Source organism: Romboutsia sedimentorum, assembly GCF_030131845.1.
In the GTDB taxonomy this organism is placed as follows: Bacteria; Bacillota; Clostridia; order Peptostreptococcales; family Peptostreptococcaceae; genus Romboutsia_D; species Romboutsia_D sedimentorum.
The window spans coordinates 992,633-1,013,851 of record NZ_JASKYM010000001.1 but is presented as its reverse complement, the minus strand read 5'-3'; the positions used below and the strand labels follow the sequence as shown (position 1 = coordinate 1,013,851).

At 25.9% G+C, this 21,219-nt stretch carries 12 protein-coding genes; all 12 read left to right on the top strand.

Features of this window, described 5'->3' with window-relative positions; all coding sequences use genetic code 11:
• The first annotated feature begins 33 nt into the window (after positions 1-33).
• Positions 34-2,583 (top strand): ABC transporter permease, encoded by a 2,550-nt coding sequence (locus QOZ84_RS05095; RefSeq protein ID WP_284131863.1) that lies wholly within the window; start codon positions 34-36, stop codon positions 2,581-2,583.
• A gap of 15 nt (positions 2,584-2,598) precedes the next feature.
• Positions 2,599-3,267, top strand: a complete 669-nt coding sequence (locus tag QOZ84_RS05090; RefSeq protein ID WP_284131862.1) for an ABC transporter ATP-binding protein — start codon at positions 2,599-2,601, stop codon at positions 3,265-3,267.
• Between the two features lie 126 nt (positions 3,268-3,393).
• Complete coding sequence (locus tag QOZ84_RS05085) at positions 3,394-3,960, top strand: hypothetical protein (RefSeq protein WP_284131861.1); 567 nt, start codon at positions 3,394-3,396, stop codon at positions 3,958-3,960.
• 3 nt (positions 3,961-3,963) lie between these two features.
• Positions 3,964-6,024: an ABC transporter permease gene (locus QOZ84_RS05080; RefSeq protein ID WP_284131860.1), complete on the top strand. Its 2,061-nt coding sequence runs from the start codon at positions 3,964-3,966 to the stop codon at positions 6,022-6,024.
• Between the two features lie 322 nt (positions 6,025-6,346).
• Positions 6,347-8,902, top strand: a complete 2,556-nt coding sequence (locus QOZ84_RS05075; RefSeq protein ID WP_284131859.1) for an ABC transporter permease — start codon at positions 6,347-6,349, stop codon at positions 8,900-8,902.
• 405 nt (positions 8,903-9,307) lie between these two features.
• Positions 9,308-10,723, top strand: a complete 1,416-nt coding sequence (locus QOZ84_RS05070; protein ID WP_284131858.1) for an MBOAT family O-acyltransferase — start codon at positions 9,308-9,310, stop codon at positions 10,721-10,723.
• Between the two features lie 15 nt (positions 10,724-10,738).
• The gene (locus QOZ84_RS05065) at positions 10,739-11,932 is read left to right on the top strand and encodes an alginate O-acetyltransferase AlgX-related protein (RefSeq protein WP_284131857.1); all 1,194 of its coding nucleotides are present in this window, start codon (positions 10,739-10,741) and stop codon (positions 11,930-11,932) included.
• Positions 11,933-12,022: 90 nt separating this feature from the next.
• On the top strand, positions 12,023-13,135 hold the full coding sequence (locus tag QOZ84_RS05060) for an alginate O-acetyltransferase AlgX-related protein (protein ID WP_284131856.1): 1,113 nt from the start codon (positions 12,023-12,025) through the stop codon (positions 13,133-13,135).
• 174 nt (positions 13,136-13,309) lie between these two features.
• Positions 13,310-14,518: a metallophosphoesterase family protein gene (locus tag QOZ84_RS05055; RefSeq protein ID WP_284131855.1), complete on the top strand. Its 1,209-nt coding sequence runs from the start codon at positions 13,310-13,312 to the stop codon at positions 14,516-14,518.
• Positions 14,505-18,035: an AAA family ATPase gene (locus tag QOZ84_RS05050; protein WP_284131854.1), complete on the top strand. Its 3,531-nt coding sequence runs from the start codon at positions 14,505-14,507 to the stop codon at positions 18,033-18,035. The genes QOZ84_RS05055 and QOZ84_RS05050 overlap by 14 nt, the downstream gene beginning before the upstream one ends.
• Before the next feature lie 462 nt (positions 18,036-18,497).
• The gene (locus tag QOZ84_RS05045) at positions 18,498-19,733 is read left to right on the top strand and encodes an HlyC/CorC family transporter (RefSeq protein WP_284131896.1); all 1,236 of its coding nucleotides are present in this window, start codon (positions 18,498-18,500) and stop codon (positions 19,731-19,733) included.
• Positions 19,734-19,957: 224 nt separating this feature from the next.
• Entirely contained in the window at positions 19,958-21,181 is a 1,224-nt protein-coding gene (gene pepT, locus QOZ84_RS05040; protein ID WP_284131853.1) for a peptidase T, read from the top strand.
• The last annotated feature ends 38 nt before the right edge of the window (positions 21,182-21,219 follow it).

The window sequence follows — 21,219 nt, the reverse complement described above, 5'->3', positions numbered from 1 at the left end:
TGCAATTAAAGGTATAGAATAGGAGGGAATTATATGAAAAAAGCCATATATTTATCAATTCAATATATGAAAAAACAAAAAGGTAGGACATTTGCACTAATAACAGGTATTTCACTAGCAGTAATGTTAGTATTTTCATTAAATGTAATACCAGAAACTAAAAGTAAGCTAGATATACAAAAGGCATACGAAACATTTGAAGACTATCATGTGGAGTATAGTGACTTAGATAAAACAACATTAGATAAGTTAAAAAAAGATAAAGAAGTAACCAAGATGGAGAGTATAGTTAACTTAGGAGATGCTATATACAAAAATGGTGTGGCTATGGGATTAAATTCTTATAATGATGGTTTTAATGATGAGTTTGGATATAAGTTTGTAAAAGGAGATGCTCCTAAAAATAAAAATGAAATAGTTTTAGAAGAAAAAGCACTCAAATCAATGGGGTTAAGTGATAAGTTAGGTCAAAGCATAGATTTAAATATTGAGAAAGAATACAAAGACAAAAGCAATTCAAGTCAAATATTTAATAATAAAGCAACATTTAAGTTAGTAGGAATTGTTAAAAAACCAAATGATTATTATAAAGAGAATGAGTATTATAAGGTAAGAGCTTTTACTTATTATAAAGAAGGAGAAGGTAGCTTTATACCAAATGAATTAATAAAGTACAATGGTGTCTTAAATTTAAATACTAAAACACCTGATTTTGCAAAGATACAAGGTATCGCAGCTAAATATAATATTGATGAGTCAAGTTTTAATCCTAACGTATTTTTGGTATATGCATTAGATGACTACAAAATGTCTAAGGAAACTAATTTTAGTATAAATAACAAATTATTACCAATGATTGCATCAGTACTACTTATATACAATGTGTTTAATATGATACTTGTAGATATGACTAATCAAATAGGTATGTTAAAAGCAATAGGGGCATCTAAAAAACATATACGACTTATAATCGGTTTTCAAAGTTTTGTGGTGCTAATACTTGGAAGCTTAATAGGATTTATATTAGGCATCATATGTTCATATATTGGATTGATGGGAGTCTTTAATGATAAAGTCAGTTTATATATAAGTAAAAGCAGTATATTAGAGCCAATGATTATGGCAATTATAACTGTTATTTTGGCAAGTATAGTACCGATATATAAATCAGGTAAAATATCTCCAATAGAAGCAATTAGAAAAACTGATAAAAATACTAAAAGACGAAAAAATAGATTTTATCACAAGATGATAAGAAAGATATTTGGAATTAGTGGAGAAATGGCATATAAAAATGTTTGGAGAAATAAAACTAGAACTATTTTATCAATTTTGGCAATAAGCTTAGGTGGTGCATTATATATAGACAAGATGTCTGTATACAATAGTCCTAGTGATAATATAGATTCAACGGCTTTAAGCATTATGTCAATGGGTAACAGTGATATTAATTTAAGTCATAATTCAATGAACACAGAAAATTTACTAGTTGGTTATGAACAAAAATACATAGATGAAATTTCTAAAATTAAAAATGTTAAAAATGTAAGTCTTAGTATGGATACATATGGATTTTTAGAAACAAATGCTTTGAATTTAGACAAGAAATATATAGATGCTCAAAGAATAAAAGCTAAAGATAATAATATAGAAACTGATTTATGTGTTCAAGGATACGGGAAAAATGAATTTAAAGATATTGATAGCTATTTAGAAAAAGGCTCATTGCCAAATAAAAATCAACAATACAAAGAGGCTGTAATATATAATAATTTTTATTATATAAATGAAGCTGATCATGATAATAAAATTCTTAAAAAAGCTAATATAGGAGATTTAATAGATATAAAGATACCTGTTATTAAAGATGGTAAAAAAGTATATCAAAAAAACACTGTAAAGGTATGTGGAATTTTAAATAAAGACTTTGGAAAAGACAGACCAGGAGGATATGGTGGAACTTTTAAAGTTATATTAAATGAAGATGAATTTAAAGATATAACAAATAGAAATTCATATAATAATATATCTTTACAAATAGAAAAAGATAGCGATAAACAAGTACAAAAAGATTTAGAAAAAATCTTAAAAGATAAGCCTTTTAGTGAAATTGAGAGCAAGTATAAAAATAGAATGTTTTATACAGATCAAGATGTTAAATTAAAAAAAGAAATATTGTTAGTAGTAACTTTAATAGCAATAATTTCATCAATAAATATATTTTGTACTATAAAAACTAATTTATTAATACGAATCAATGAACTTTCGACACTAAGATCTATTGGTATGAGTATAAAACAAGTAAAATCAATGATAGTAAAAGAAAGTCTTATTTATGGAATTACGAGTATGATTATTGGGGGTATAGTAGGAACCTATAAATATTATGATTATGTAAGTATGGTAAATAATATATATAAAGAAGGATTACAAATGGATAGCGTTATTAAATTTAATATACCAATAGTTGAAATACTTGAGTATGGGGCGGTATGTATATTAATTTGTATAATAGCAGTTTATCTTTCTAAGAGAAAAATAGAAAAATTAAGTATATCACAAGGGTTAAGAATAACTGATTAGTAGAGGGGATTAAATATGAAAATATTAAAAACTATAGATTTAAGCAAAACATATGGAAAAGGTGAAAGCAAAGTAAAAGCTTTAAAAAATATTAATATAGAAATAGAAAAAGGAAAGTTTACATCAATAATAGGTCCTAGTGGTTCTGGCAAGAGTACATTGCTACATTGTATGGCAGGACTTGATGATATAACTAGCGGAAAAGTGCTTTTAGATGATAAAGATATATCAACTTTAAGTGAAGAAAAACTTTCACAACTAAGAAGACGAAAGTTTGGATTTATATTCCAAAGTTTTAACTTAATACCGGTAGTAGATGTATATGAAAATATAACATTACCAGTATCGCTAGATAGCAAGAACGTAGATAAAAATTATGTATATGAGATAATAGAAATTTTAGGGCTTAAAGATAAAATTAAAAAATTTCCAAATGAATTAAGTGGAGGACAACAGCAAAGAGTAGCAATAGCAAGAGCGTTAGTTAATAAGCCGGATATAATATTTGCAGATGAGCCAACTGGAAACTTAGATAGCAAGACAACACAAGAAGTTATAAATCTATTGAAACTTTGTGTAGAAAAATTTGGACAAACTTTGATAATGATAACTCATAATAATGAGATAGCAAAGATGGCAGATGTTTGTATAAAAGTACAGGATGGAAAAGTTTTAGAGCAATAAATTAAGTAGTTTTTATTTAACTTAATACACAAGGACTAACAAATGCATATTAATTTATTAACTAAATTTGTTAGTTCTTTAGTTTTAGTATTAAAAATTAAATACTATATAGAAAGGACAAAACTAATGATTTTTAAATTATTAAAAGGTTATATAGTAGAAAATAGAAAAAAGATTTGCATATTAATATTTGCTGTAGCGATAGCTAATATGGTTATATTTGCAAACAGTACTTCTAAAAAAAGCCAATCCAATTATACAATAGATACTATTTATAATCAAATGCCAGCTTATCAAGCACAAGCATTCAATGTAAAAACTAATACACTTAACGAAGTTGTTAAAAATAAAAATGTGAAATCATGTGAATTTCAAAAATATTTTGGGGGAGTTAAATATGCACAAGATTCATATAAATTAGGATCATATAATGATAAACACTTTGAAACATTTAAAAATAAGCTTATTGTAGGTAATAAACCTACTAAACCTAATGAGATTATTCTACCTAAAGTACTTTACGATGAAGTAGGTAAAGATGATTCATTTAATATATCAAAAGATTTAAATGAGTTTAAACCTTTTGACATTTCATTAAGATATGTTAAAGAATATAAAGATTCAAATAATATACAACAAATTGTTGATGAAAATCAAAGCTTTAAAGTTGTAGGAGTATATGATATGACTTAGGTAATGAAGTCATATTATCCTGTTTCATCTATTTTTGTTTCGGAAAACTTTGATTATCCAGGGCAAGCTATTACATACGATGGAATTATTTCATTAAAGACTGGATTTAGTAACACGCAAAATGAAGTTTCAAAATTAAGTAGTAGTTTAGGCGAATCAAGTGAAAATATATATCAAAACAGCGAAATGGAAAGAGCTCTTGAAGAAAATGCCTCATCTGGTAGTGATTATGATTCATTTGATAAATCTATATTAATTGCATCTGTATTTATGATTTTTAATGTTTTCAATATTATGTTAAAAAGCATGATAAAAGAAATTGGTATGATTAGAGTTATTGGTATGTCAAAGAAAAAATCTTTAACTTTTTTCTTAATTAAAATTGCTTTTATATGGTTAGTTGGTTCTATTTTAGGATTAATAGGAGGTTATTTTTTATCTAGTGTAATGATAAAAAATTTCATTTATACTGTTGGAATATTAGATCCAAGAGTAGCACCTGTGTATTTAAGCTTTACAATTATCAAAAAAACTTTAATTACAACTACAATAACAGTTTTAATTTCAACAATTATTCCTATAGTTGTAACTATAAAAAGTTCTCCAATCGAACTTTTAAATGGGTCATATAAAACATTTGCAGGTTTAATAAAAGAAAGAAAAAACAAAAGAAACAAAAAATCAATTAAAAATAAAAAACACTTTAAATTTAAAAAATTAATAAATAAAACTCAAGAGAATATTTTTAAAAATAGCTTATCTGCAACTATGGCAATAAATAATTCAAAAAGAAACTTTATATACATATTAAGTACTGGAATCATTGTAGGTATGGCAGGGGTAAGCATCGTTTCTTTATTTTCTGATCAGAAAAGTACATTGTATAAAGATAACCCACTAATACTTCAACTAAATGGTTATGATATAGATTTAACCTATAAAGGTGAGAGTAGTTCAAAAAATAATGGGATAAGCAAAGAATGTTTAGATGAAATTTCTAAAATTGATGGAGTTACAGACATATATACATATAAAAAAGAATTTGGTTATTTAAATTTAAAAGATTCTGAACTATCTGAAGGTTATAGAAAAGCAAGTTATATAAAGTCCAGTGAAAAAACTAGAGATAATATGGTTGAAGTAGTATCTATACCCCAAAAAGATATGAAACAAAATATATCTAAAAATAAAAATCTTTTAGAAGATGGTAGGTTATTTAATAAAGACTCTGATGTTCTTGAAGCTGTTGCATTTAACAAATTTTATGATTTAGATTCAACGCACGATTATCAAAAATATTCAAATAACTTAAGGGTTGGAGATGTTGTAGATTTAAAAGTATCTATAGAAAATAATAATAAGCTTGAATATAAAAGTATTAAAGTTAAAATAGTAGGATTACTAGATGCAAATTGGGGTAGTATTACAAGTACAAGTGGTGCTATGCCTGATATAGTTATTGACACAGAGGATTATTATAAGTTTACAGGAAGTTCAAATTTTGAACAAGTTAAGATTAAAGTTGATCCAAATACTAGTCAACAAGTTAAAAATGAAGTAAAAGATAAGATTAATTATGATACAAATATAAAGTATGATGATAAAGATACTTTATATAAAGAGTTTGCTAAATATAGATATCAAGCAGTAAATCAAAGACTTATGGAAGCAATTTTATTAGGCTTTGCTGCATTTATGAATATTATATTTAGTATTATAACAAGTATAGAGGTAAGAAGCAGAGAATTTGAAGTTATGAGATGTGTAGGATTATCTATTAAAGATTTAAAAAAGATACTTTTAAAAGAAGGTTTAATATATGGAATTGTAAGTTCTTTAATAGGATTTGTATTTATATTTAATTATGGTGTTAAGTTGTCATATATGTTAAGAATGGGTGCTAAATACAAAAATATACCTTATACAGGTTCTTGGTATGTTATACCTATAATACCTACTTTGATATTTATATTAATAACTATTGTTGCATGTTTGTTATCTGTAGCATGTACTTTTAAAGCTTTAGATAAGCCTATCATAGCTGAGAAAAATAAAAATTCATAAAATTCAATCTTAAAGGAGATATATGAGATAGCAAAGATGGCAGATGTTTGTATAAAAGTACAGGATGGAAAAGTTTTAGATGAAACTATTGAAGCGTAATTATATAAGAAAATAGACATTCTCCTGTTACTTGATTTTTTCTAAAGTTTTTATTGAAAATATTAAAAAATATAGAGTATTATAAGAAAACATGACAGTTGGAGCGTTTAAACTACCACTTGGGGTAAGTGTATTGAAGAAAATAATTTAAGGTGCTATCTTTTAAATATAAAAGGTAGCGCCTTTTTAATTACAATTAAAGGTACAGAACAGGAGATAAATTATGAGAGTAAGTTTTAGATTAGCTATAGCATACTTAAAAAAACAAAAGGGAAGAACTTTATCATTAATAATTAGTATTGCATTAGCTATTATGTTAGTATTTACACTTAATGTAGTACCAGAGTCTAAGAATAAAAATGATATAAAAGAAGCGTATAAAAACTTTAGTGATTATCATGTAGAATACAGTGATATTAACTTAGAAATTGTAGATAAATTAAAAAATGATAAGACTATAAAAGTTGTCAATGATGTTATAAATCTAGGTAATGTGGTGAGTGATAAAGGGGTATCTATAAGTTTAAACTCTTATAGCAAAGGTTTTATAGATTCTTATGGTTATAATATTATAAAAGGTAATGAACCTAAAAATGAAAATGAAATAGTTTTAGAAGAAAAAGCTCTTAAAGAGATGGGCTTAAACGATAAGCTAGGTCAAAGTATTGATTTTAATATTATTAAAAATTATATGGATGAAAATAATCAAAATCAGATTTATAGCAAAAATAAGTCATTTAAGTTAGTTGGAATAGTAAAAAAGCCAGATGCATTTTATGAGGGAAATTTATACTATAAAGTTAAAGCATTTACTAAATACACAGAAAATCAAAGTATTTTACCTAAAGAATTAGTAAACCACTCAGGTGTATTGAAGTTTACAACTAGCGTACCTAGTATATCTATGGCAAATAAAATAATAACTAAATATAAATTAGATAATAATAAATTTATGATAAATGTACAACTAAATGAAGCTATACAAAATTATGATATGTATAAAGGTGAAAGGATTAAGATTAGCAATAAGTTGGTTCCTATGGTTGCAGCTACACTAGTTATATATAACATATTTAATATTATATTAATAGATATGACAAAACAAATAGGGATGCTAAGAGCAATAGGTATGACTAAGAAAAATATAAGGTTCATGGTATGTATCCAAAGTTTTATAGTGTTACTTATCGGACTAGCAGTAGGGTTTTTACTGGGAACACTAGTGTCATTCATAGGTGTTAGAAGTATATACAATGAATATATAAGTGTTTATATAAGTAAAAAAAGTATAATAGAGCCTACAAGTATGGCAGTAGTTTCGGTAGCGATAGCTAGTATTTTTACTATTTATAAGTGTGGAAAGATATCTCCAATAGAAGCTATTAGAAGTACTAATAGCTCAAAATCAATAAAAAAAGATAGCTTTTATCATAAGTTAATAAGAAAAATATTTGGGCTTACAGGATATATGGCATACAAAAATATATGGAGATACAAAACAAGAACAATTTTATCAATACTTTCAATAAGTATGGTAGGTTTTTTATTTATAACTAATATTGTTGGATTTAATAAATATGATGAGAACGTAGATAGTCTTAGTCCGCTTATTACGGCTATGGGAGAAAGTGACATAATACTTAGCCAAAATTCTAATAACTCAAATGAATATTTTAATGAATACACAGAAGATGAAGTAAGTAAGATATCCAAGATAGATGGAGTTAGTGAATTAACTAAGAGTACGAATGTTACAGGATACTTAAACTCAAACAAAGAAAATATAAGCGATGTTTATAAACAGTTTATTGCTCTAGATAGTGATAAATCAAATTTAGAAATAGGAACATCTATAAAAGGATACGATAAAAGTACTCTTAAAAAACTAGAAAAATATCTAGAAGATGCAAAAAACATAGATAATCTAAAAGAAGAAGGCGATACAATAAGTGCAATAGTATCTAATCATTTTTATTCAGGTTCAGCAGTATCAAATGATGCAAGTACATTAAAAGATCTAAAAATAGGAGATATCATTGAAGTTAAAATTGCGGTAACTAATGATAAAGAAGTAAAATATGTTAATCAAAAAATTAAAGTTAAAGGACTATTAAATACTGACTATATTATAAATGCTGAAGGTGGAATGGACTCAAATTTCCAAGTGATATTAGATAAAAATAGTTTTGAACATTTAACAGGAAAAAAAGGCTTTAATAATATGTGTATAAAATTAAAAAAGGATAAAGAAGAAGAAGTCGTTTCAAAGGTAACAGAAATAGTAAATGAAAATGGATTTAAGGAAATAGAAAGTAAATATGATAATAGAAAGTTGTCTACTAACGGAAATGAAAAACTTAAAAAAGAGGTATTAGTGAGTGTAGTACTTACAATGGTTATATCATCTATAAATATAGCTTGTATAGTTATAACAAATATAATGATTAGAGTTAAGGAAATTTCAACATTAAGAGCTATTGGAATGAGTATGAAAAATATTAAGAAATTGATACTAAAAGAAAGTATTATATATGGCGTTTTAAGTTCAATAATAGCTGGAGTATTTTCTAGTTACGATACTTATAAACAGATGCAAAGAGCAAATGAAGTTTTTTCTCAAGGTATGGGAATTAAACAAGCATATGAATTTAAGGTGCCAGTAGTAGAAATACTTCAGTTTGGGGTAGCGGCAATACTTATATGTGTAATTGCTGGATATTTAGCAAAAAATAGAATTTTAAAATTAAGTATAATAGAAGGTCTTAGAAATGAAGCGTAAAGGTGAGATTGAGATAAACATGTTAGATACAATAAATGCCCAATTATGTAAGGTAATATTATACATTTGACTAAAACTATTTTCTTATTATGAAATCTTATACAGTTAAAAAATTACTATCTTTTAAATATAAAAGATAGTACCTTTTTAAGTTATGAAAAATATTAATGAAAAAATGTGTTAAAGATAAAACTTTTTATAGAGAAAACTAGTTTTATAAATGAAGTGAATTATAAATTTACAAAAATAAATATTAAATTATAAATTTGTTTATTACAAATTTATAACAAAAACCATTCTTTATTAAGAATATATAACAAAAAACGCACAATTAATTTAAAAAAAATATTTAGATAAATTATTGATATACACTTAATTTATACATAAATATGAAGGGGGTATTATATGATTTTTAGCAGTTTAGTGTTTTTATTTTTATTTTTACCAATAGTACTTATATTTTATTATTTAGTTAATCAGAAACTTAAAAATATCGTATTATTGATTGCTAGTTTATTTTTTTATGCTTGGGGAGAACCAAAATATGTATTTTTAATGTTAGGATCAATATTTTTCAATTATATATTTGGGCTTAAAGTAGCTTCCAATAATAAAAAAGAAAAGAAAATATGGTTAATAATATCAATTATTTTTAACATTTCAGGATTAGTAATATTTAAATATATCAACTTTTTGGTAGATAATGTTAATAATTTACTTAACATTAATATAAACATACCAACAATAGCACTACCTTTGGGAATATCATTTTTCACATTTCAAACAATGAGTTATGTAATCGACGTGTATAAAAAAGACGGAAGGGTGCAAAAAAATATATTTGATTTAGCACTTTATGTAAGTTTGTTTCCACAGCTTGTAGCGGGTCCTATCGTTAGGTATCAGACAGTAGACGAACAAATAAATAAAAGGACTCACTCTTGTGAAAAGTTTGCAGAGGGCGTAAACCGATTTGTATGTGGACTAGCAAAAAAAGTTATTTTATCAAATCAACTTGGATTAATAGCTGATGGTGTATTTTCAACAAATATAGCTAGCTTGTCTATATCAGAAGCTTGGCTTGGAATGATATGTTATTCGCTTCAAATATATTTTGATTTTGGTGGTTATAGTGATATGGCCATTGGTCTTGGTAAGATATTTGGATTTGATTTCCTTGAAAATTTTAATTATCCATATATTTCTCAGTCTGTATCTGAGTTTTGGAGAAGGTGGCATATATCTTTGGGAAGTTGGTTTAGAGACTATGTTTATATACCTTTAGGAGGAAGTAGAGTTTCTAAATTTAAGTTATATAGAAATCTACTTGTAGTGTGGTTTTTAACTGGGTTTTGGCATGGAGCTAGTTGGAATTTTATAATATGGGGTCTTTATTTTGGAATTTTCATAGCTTTAGAAAAGGCATTTTTAGAAACTTTATTATATAAAGGTCCAAAGTTTCTTAGACACGCATATTTGTTACTTATAGTGGGATTGGGATGGGTGTTCTTTAGAGCGAGTAATATACAACAAGCTATTGATTTTATAAAAGTTATGTTTGGATTTGGAGCCAATTCATTAGTAAATACTACTTTTAGTACTTATATAATTGATTATTATTATATAATATTTGCAGCTTTAATACTGTCAACACCAATAGTTAAGGCATCGAAATCATTTTTGTACAAATTAAATAAAAATATTATTAATAATAAGTTATCTTATATGATTCATGGGTTATTATTATCAACTTATATGTTTGTAGTGGTAATTATGTTGTGTAGCTCAAGTTATAATCCATTTTTATATTTTAGGTTTTAATAAGGGGGTTTAATTATGAATAAAAAAAAGTCAAAGTACATAATAGTACCATTTTTAGGAATTATATTTGGATTTTTTGTAATTAATATATTAAATCCAGACAAACATTATAGTCTTGCTGAAAATAGAAATCTTGAGAAAAAGCCTACTATAGAAAGTATAAAAAAAGGAACTTATTTTTCTGATTATGAAAAATACTATAATGATAAATTTCCCTTGAGAGAGGAAATGATAAGCATTAACAATAAATCACAAGCTGCTTTAAATAAAACACAGGTTGGAAATTATTATTTAGGCGAAGATAATTGGATTTTAGGTAAGTTTCCTAGAATATTAAGTGAAAAACAGTTAACACGTTATTCAAATACTATAAATGGATTATCTGAAATAAGTCAAAGTTTAGGTAAGGATGTTTATTTTGCAATGACACCTCATAAAACTAATATTTTAAAACATTTATATCCTAAATATGTAGATAATACAGAAAATATAGATACTAATATAAATAATTTTAAATCAACTTTAGAAAGTGACCTTATAAATTATATAGATATGGATGAGTATTTTTTAGATAACTTTGATAAAAAAGAACTAGAAAAATTATATTTCAAAACAGACCATCACTGGAAAGGGATAGGTGCTTTTGAAGGATTTAAGATGATAGCTAGTAAAATGGACTTAGGAATATCTGAAAATAAACTTAAAAATCATTTTGATAGATATAAGACTACTACATCTTCTAAAAAGAAATTTATAGGAAGTTATAATCAAAATCTAGATATGATAGTGGATGAAAATGAATACCCTAACTATGCTTATATAAAGGGGGGTAAATATGAATTTTCATTAAATGGTAAAAATAAAAAAGAAGAAGATATAATAACTACATGTAGAGACAAAAAGGAATGGGATTATGGTGGAGCATATACTAGAGGATCAGAAACTAATATGTTAGAAATTAAAAATAAAGATGCATTGATAGATAAAAAAATACTTGTTTTTAGAGACTCTTATCAAGCTCCGACTACTTTGATGTTTGCAGATTTATTTAGCGAAGTTGAAATGATTGACCCTAGAAATATAGATAATATTAATAAAACATATGAAGAAATTATAAAAGAAAGTAATTCAGATATAGTAATGTTTATGTACAATAGTTCTGGATTTGATTCAATGATTGATAAAATGATTGAAAAAGGAATCAAGTAAGTACAAAAAATAGAAGCATAAGTTTATTTTTTTATTCATAGGGGAAGCTAATTATATCATAATTAATCTAAACTAAAGGAGTAAATAGATATGAATAAACTTAAATATATCTCGGTATTTATTTTATTATTAGTAATGTTGTTTCCTATAATTAATAAAATAAGTGATGCTAATAATATAAACTATACAGACAAAAGTGCATTTAAAGAGGAATATACAGACACTAGTCAACCTAAAAAAACTTTAAATAAGCAAACTAAGGGGAATTATTATTTAGTAGAAGATGATTGGATTTTAGGCAAATTTTCAAAAATAATACCAAAAAATGAAATAAAGAAATGCTCAAAGGCTATAAATGAATTATCAAAGATTAGTGAAAATTTAGGTAAAGATACTTATTTTGTATCAATGGCACATAAAACAAATATGTTAAGACATTTGTATCCAGCGCTTGTTGACAACAAGGACAATATAGATATAAATAAAAATGCTTTAAAAACTAATTTAAATTATAATAATATATCATTTATAGACTTAGATGAGTATTTTCTAAATAACTTCACAAACAAAGAGTTAGAGTCATTTTTCTTTAAAACAGACCATCATTGGAATGGATTAGGTGCATATGAAGGTTTTAAATTTATGGTTAAAGACTTAGACTTAGATTTATCAGATAAAGAGATTAATAAATATTTTAGTGAATATAAGACCGTAATTAGTGATAAAAAAGATTTTATAGGTAGTTACAATAGTAAGTTAGGTTACCCAGTAAAATATAAAGATTTAACAAGCTATGTTTATTTAGAAGATGCAAAATACAAATATTTTATAAGTGACACTAAGAAAGATACTAAGATAAAAGAAGAAAAAATAATAGCTTCATTTAGAAATAAAGATAAATGGGACTACGGCGGTGCATACATGAGAGGTACAAATTGCAATATATTAAAAATAAAAAATAATAAATCATTAACAGATAAAAAAGCTATAGTTTTTAGAGATTCATACCAAGCACCTATGACGTGGATGTTAGCAGATTTATTTTCACAAGTTGAAATAGTTGACCCTAGATATATAGAAAATCTAGATATGACATATGAAGATATTATTAAAAGAAGTGATTCAGATATTGTGTTATTTATGTATAATAGTTTTGGATTTGAAGGCATGATTAAAGAAATGATTGATAAAGGAATAAAATAAACAGAAGTAATAAACATAGATATTTATAGTAAAGTAGCTAGATTACAGAAAAAGGAAGATGTTTAGACATCTTCCTTTTGTGATATAATCAAACTATAAAATAATATGCTAAATTTACCAATAAATCTTCTAAAAAGAATACTAAAGAAGGTTTATTTACACATGGAGGTAACAATGAAATTTATTCATACATCTGACTGGCACCTAGGAAAAAGCCTAGAAGGCAACTCAAGAATAGAAGAACAAATAAAGTTTTGTGAAGACTTTATAAAGGTAGTAAATGAAAATAATATAGATATGGTAATAATTGCAGGTGATATATACGACTCAGCAAATCCACCATCACATGCAGAAAAACTATTCTATAAAACAGTTTCAAGGCTTGCAAACAATGGAAAAAGATGTGTTCTTATAATAAGTGGAAACCATGATAACTCAGAAAGGCTATCAGCAGTAACACCTTTAGCACATGAACAAGGAATTATAATACTTGCAGATCCATTAAGTAGCACAGAAATTTCAAAATATAATGGATTTGAAATAGTAGAGGTTAAAGAGGGCTGTATAAAGCTAAAAATCAATGATGAAAAAATAGTAGTAATAACACTGCCATATCCAAATGAAAAAAGACTCAATGAAGTGATACTAAAAAACAGTGAAGAAGTAGAGCAAACTTATTCTCAAAAAATTGGAGCTATATTTGCAGACTTAGAATCAAACTTTGAAAAAGATTCTATAAATATAGCAGTATCTCATATTTTTGTAAGCGGTGGAGAAAGCACAGATTCAGAACGACCAATAGAATTAGGTGGAAGTTTGGTAGTTGAAAAAAATAATTTACCAACCAAAGCTCAATATATAGCGCTTGGGCATTTACATAAACAGCAAAAAGCATCTCATAGAGTAAATGCTTATTATGCAGGCTCGCCTATACAATACAGTAAAAATGAGAGAACTTGCAAAAAAGGTGCGTATATAGTAGAGATTAAGGCAGGGAAGAAGCCTAATATAGAAGAAATATATTTTGAAAATTATAAACCAATAGAAGTATTTAAATGCAGTTCAATAGAAGAGGCTTTAAAAATATGCGAAGAAAATAAAAATCGTGATATATGGTCTTATTTTGAAATAAAAACAAATGAAACAATATCTCCGTCAAGCATAAAGAAAATGAAAGAAACTCTAAAAGACATTATAGAAATAAAGCCAATAATAACATCACAATATGAAGAAGGTCACATAGATAATAAAGAAAAATCTATGGGAGCGATGTTTAAAGAGTTTTATGAATTTAGTAGAAACCTAGAGCCTAAAGGGGAGCTTATGGACTTATTTTTAGACATAATAAATGAAGAAGGTGATAGTGAAAATGAAACCAATTAAATTAGAATTAAGCGGATTAAATAGTTATATAGATAAAGCAACTATAGATTTTGAAAAATTAACAGATCGAGGTTTATTCGGTATATTTGGAAATACTGGTAGTGGAAAATCTACTATACTTGATGCGATCACTATAGCTATGTATGGAAACATATCAAGAGATACAAAGGAATTTATAAATAGCAGTTGTGAAAGAGCCATAATATCATATGAATTTGAAATAGGAAGTAAAAACAATAAGAGAAGATATATAGTAGATAGAACAATTGTTAGAGATGACTCGGCTACTAAAACATTACATGCTAAACTAGTACAAATAAATAGTGATACTACAGTAGTTGTACTTGCTGATAAAGTTTGTGATGTTAATGAAAAGATAACTCAAATTATAGGACTAACTGCAAATGATTTTACAAGATCAGTAGTACTTCCTCAAGGAAAATTTAATGATTTTTTGAAACTAACAGGATCAAAAAGACGTGATATGTTAGAGCGAATATTTAATTTAGAAAAATACGGTACAGGATTAATTGATAAAGTAAGAAAAAGAAAAAATACACAATTACAAATTTTAAGAGACATAAAAACAAAACTTAGTCAATATGGTGGTGTAAGTGAAGAAGCTTATAATAATGTAGAAAAAGAGTTAGAAGAACTAAAAAATTTAGAGGTAGATAATAACAAAAGATTAGAAATAGAAGAACAAAATTATATACAAAGTAGTGAAATTTACGAAAAGCAAACAAAATTAGATTCTTATGAAAAAATAAAAAGAGACTTAGATTTAAAAAGCGTAGAAATAAATGATAAAGCTATACAATTAAAAAATGCTATAAATGCTGAAAAAATAAATCCATATATAATTTCTGTTCAAAGTCTTGAAAAACAAGTAAGTGAAGATACATACAATAGTGAAACTATAGAAAAAAAATTAGATATTTTAAGTAAAGAACTTTTAATAACAAAAAATAAGTATGAAGAAGCTTATTTATTAAAAAATGAAAAGATGCCAAAATTAAGTGAAGAAAAAACTAAGGTGCAAAGGGCATTAAAATTAGAAGAAGAATTAATATTACTTGACCGTGAATTAAAAGAAATAAAAGAAGAAGGTAATAACTTAAATAAAGAAAAAGAAATTTTAGAAAAAACTAAAAATGACTATGAATCAAAAAAAGATATAATATCTAAAAGTGTAAAAGACTTAGAAATTCAAATAAATAGCTTGAAAATTGGAGCAGATTTAAAGCAAAAAATATTTTTGGCTTATGAAAAAGAAAAAGAACAGAATAAGCTTATAGAAGAAAAAAATATAAAAAGCGATAGATTAAGTGAGATATCTAAAAATTTAGACGAAGTAAATTTAAAAATAAAATATATACAAAGAGATAAAAACATAATACAAAGTAAATTAAATGAAATAGAAATACATGAAGAATGTTTATTAAAAAAATCTCCAGGAGAAAATAATGAGATAATAAATAAAACAGAATATATAACAGGATTAAGATCTAGGGTAGAAATCACAAAAGAAGATGAAAATAAAAAAAATAAACTACAAATGGAATTAAATAGCTTATTAGAAAATAAGTATCATATTGAAAGAGAAATAAATATATATATTGATAAGCTAGAACATACTAAAAGAAATAGGCTAGATTTAGAAAAAGAAATAGATAAATTAAGATATTTAAACTTAGCATATGAACTTAGAAAAGAATTAAGAGAGAATATGCCTTGTCCAGTTTGCGGATCAAGACATCATGAAAATTTAGATGATAGCAATAATAACGATGCAAAAATAGAATTTAGAAAATCTAAACTAGAAAAAATAAAAATAGAAGAAGCATTTATAAAAAATAATATAGAAGAATTAAAGGCTAGAAATAGTGAACATCTGTCTGCTGAAAAGATAAAAATGAAAGAGATGGAAGAATTAAAATCTAAGATAGGTACAAATAAATCAATTGATTTAACAAAAAAATTAGAAGATGAAAGCAGAAAACTAGAAATACTAAAATCAAGTGTACAAAGATGGCAAAAAGACAAAGATGAAACTGAATTAAAGCTTAAAAAACTAAGAGAAGAAAAAAGCTATGTAGAAAGAGAAGAATTGAAATTACAAGAGAGCATAAACACATATAAAAACTCAGTTAAAGAACTTAAAGAAGAGTTAGAAATATTACAAAATAAAATTAGAAAAGTAAAAGAAGAATATTTAGGTCTTAAAGCTATAGTTAAAATACAAGATTTAGGTAGTAAGGTAGAAGAAATAAATAAAAATGAAAAAAATATAGAAGATTTAAATAGTGGATATTTAAATATAGTACAAAATAAAGATGAGATAGAAATAGAAATTAAAAAATATCAAAGCTGCTTGCATGAAACTGAATTACAATTAATGAAATCTAGAGAAATGTATAGCGAAAAAAGAAAAGTAAGAGAAGAAAAAAATAGTGATGTTTTAAGCATTACAAAAGGTGAATCTTCAAAAATAGTTTTAGAAAACCTAGAATTAACTATAAATAGATTAATAAATCAAGAAGAGATTACTAAGAAAAAGTTAGAAGAACAAAGAGTGGAATGTGATAAATATATTGCTGAAAAATCAAATATTGATGGAAGATTAAAAACAGCAAGAGAACAATATAAAGCACAGTTTGCTACCTTAAATCAATTACTTATAGAAAATAAATTTGACAGTATATATGTTGTAAAAAGGTCATTACTAGAGCTAGATCATGTTAGAAGGCTTAGTGATGAAATAACTGAATATGAAGAACATGAAAAAACATTAACTCTAAAAATCACAGATTTAAGAGAAAGTCTATGTGGTAAAAGAGTAAAAGAAGAAGATTTTAAAGAACTAAAAAATAATATATATAACTTAAAAGTAGAGATAGGGCGTATATCAAAAGAGATAGGTGCTAAGCAAAATATACTAAACACATTAAAAGAATCTTTAGTAAAAGTAAAAGATTTAAGCAAAAAACTTAAAGCTGTTTCACATAAAGTAGATTTACTAGAAGACTTAGATGAAGTAGTAAAAGGTAATAGGTTTGTAGAATATGTAGCAACTAATCAATTGAAGTATATAGCATTAGAGGCATCAAAGAGACTAGAAGACATAACTAAGGGTCGATATGCTTTAGAAATAGATTCTACGTTGAATTTTGTAATGAGAGATAATTTTAATGGAGGTCAAAGAAGAAGCATAGATACTTTATCTGGCGGTGAAACCTTCTTAACTTCATTATCATTGGCATTAGCATTATCATCTCAAATTCAATTAAAGGGAAATGCACCTTTAGAATTCTTCTTCTTAGATGAAGGATTTGGTTCTCTTGACAATGAATTATTAGAAGTTGTTATGCAATCTTTAGAAAGATTACATAGTAATAAATTAAGCGTTGGAATAATAAGTCATGTTGACGAACTTAAAAATAGGGTTCCAATTAAATTAGTTGTATCAGGTAGTAGCGCTGGAAGTGGCTCTAAGATTAAAATAGAGTATAGTTAAAATAAATAAAAAAAGCCACCTATTCAAGGGGGGGGAAGAATAGGTGGCTCAAATGGGGGGGGATTTTTTTTATATCCGATCATTAATTAGAATATTAACAGGAGTTTTTATATTCATATTATTTTGTTAAGAGAAACTTTTTTTTATTTTTAAGCTTCTCTTAATATAACATATGTAAAAAGTACAAAAAGTGACACAATATAATTAAAAAATTTTAAAAAAAATCTAAAAAAGGAATATTATGACGAATATTATATATTTACGTAAAATACAGACTGTTTATCCTATATATAACAAATAATCATGTAAATATTTATAATGGTTATTAGGGAATAATATTTAATGAACTATAATTTATCAGTTGATTGTATTATTTACCAACAATGCTTAAATGTGCTATAATGTATTAACATAAAAGACATAAAAATAGGGGTGTGGTAACGGTTGGAATCGGCCAGTATTATGATTCAAATTATAATTTTAGTGGTATTACTTATAGCTTCAGGGTTTTTCTCAGCATCTGAAACATCATTAATGTCACTAAGCAAGATAAGAATAAGGTATATGAAAGAAGATGGAGTAAAGGGTGCTAAGTTAGTAAGTGAGTTAATAGAAAATCCAAATAAACTATTAAGTTCAATATTAGTTGGTAATAACGTTGTAAATATAGCAGCAACATCTATATCTACATCATTATTCATAAGTTTAATGAATGGGCAACAAGGTGTACCTGTTGCAACAGCTGTTATGACTGTATTGGTACTGATATTTGGAGAAATTACACCAAAAACTATAGCGGCTAATAATTCAGAAAAAATAGCTATTTTAGTATCTAGACCAATTAAGTTAATTATATTTTTATTAACTCCTGTTGTATGGATATTTAATATAATTACAAATGTCATATTTAAAATATTTGGAATTAAAAGCAAAGGTACTCAACCATATATAACTGAAGAAGAACTAAAAGCTATGGTTAATGTAAGTCATGAAGAAGGAGTACTACAAATAGAAGAAAGACAAATAATAAATAATGTATTCCAATTTGGTGATATGCAAGCAAAAGAAGCTATGGTACAAAGATTAGATATGGTAGCTATAGACTTAGAAGACTCATATGATCAGATAATACAAATGTTTAAAGATGAAAAACTAAGCAGAATGCCAGTATATAATGATTCAATAGATGATATTATAGGTATACTTAACATAAAGGATGTAATATTTCTAACTGATGAAGAAATAGCTAATTTTAATATCAAAGACTATATAAGAGAACCATTCTTCACTTATGAGTTTAAAAAAATTACTCAACTTCTTGAAGAAATGAAAATTGAAAAAAGTCAAATGACCATAGTTGTAGACGAGTATGGAGGAACAGCTGGTTTAATAACTATAGAAGATTTAGTGGAAGTAATAGTTGGAGATATAGAAGATGAATTTGATGAAGAAGAACAAGACATTATAGTTATAAAAGAAGATGAATATATTGTTGAAGGTAGTATAAAAATTGCTGATGTAAACGAGCTTATAGGAGTTAAACTAGAATCTGAAGAATTTGATTCTATAGGTGGATTTATAATAGGTCACTTAAGAAGATTACCTGAAGAAAACGAAGTAATTGAAGTTGACAATATAAAGTTTTGTATAGAAAGCTTAGATAAAAATAGAATAAAGAAAATAAGAATTTTCACATAAAGCAAAACACTGTTAATAACAGTGTTTTGCTTTATTTAAAATGAAAATCATGCAAATATACTTTAATAAATTAAATTATATTAGAAAATAGTGTATATATATAAGGATGATATTACTATTTTGATAACGATGTATACTTTAATATTGTTTTGTAATATAATGGAATTAATTAAATGTAATATAATATTTACTAACGAACAAAACAAAGGAAAGAGGTAAAGATTATGAGAGAAAAAGTATCAGAAAGATTTTTAAAATACATTACACTTGACACAACAGCAAATTCTAAAAATGAAAACTGCCCATCAAGTGAAGGACAAAGATTTTTTGCTAACTATTTAGTGCAAGAATTAAAAGAGTTGGGATTAACTGATGCAAATGTAGATGAAAATAGTTATGTTATGGCTACATTAAAAGGTAATACTGAAGGTGTAGATACAATAGGATTTATATCTCATTTAGATACAGCACCAGATGTTAGTGGAAAAGATATTAAACCTAGAATAGTAAAAAATTATGATGGAAAAGACATAGTATTAAATGAAAAATTAAACGTAGTTACTAAAGTAGCTGATTATCCAGAAATTGCACAATTTGCAGGGGACGATTTAATAGTTACAGATGGTACTACATTATTAGGTGCAGATGATAAAGCTGGTATCGCGGAAATCGTTACTGCAATAGAATATCTAATAGAAAATGCTCAAATAAAGCATGGAGATATAAAAATAGGATTTACTCCAGATGAAGAAATAGGAAGAGGAGCAGACTTATTCAAAGTTGAGAAATTTGGAGCTAAATATGCATACACTATAGATGGTGGCATAGAAGGAGAACTTCAATACGAAAACTTTAATGCAGCAGCAGCTACAATAACTATACAAGGTAGAAACGTGCATCCAGGATCAGCAAAGAATAAAATGGTTAATGCACTACATATAGCAGCAGAAATATCAAATATGTTCCCTGCAAGCCAAAGACCAGAGACTACAGAAGGATATGAAGGATTCTATCACTTAAATGATATAAATGGAAATGTTGAAAATGCTACTATGGTTTATATAATAAGAGATCATGATAGAGAAAAGTTTGAATCTAGAAAAGTTTATATGCAAGATGCTATAAATAAGTTAAACGAAAGATATGATGGAAGAATATCTTTAGATTTAAATGACCAATACTTCAACATGAGAGAAGAAGTAGAGCCAGTTAAATTTATAGTAGATATTGCAGAAGAAGCTATGAATGAAGTTGGAATCAAGCCACTTATATTACCAATAAGAGGTGGTACAGATGGAGCTAGATTATCATTTATGGGACTTCCTTGTCCAAACATATTTACAGGAGGATTAAACTTCCACAGTAAAAATGAATGTATACCAGTAAAATCTATGGAAAAATGTACTCAACTTATAGTTAAGATAGCACAAAAATACGCACAAAGATAAGCATATATAAAATAATAAAAGAGGTTATCTAAAATTAA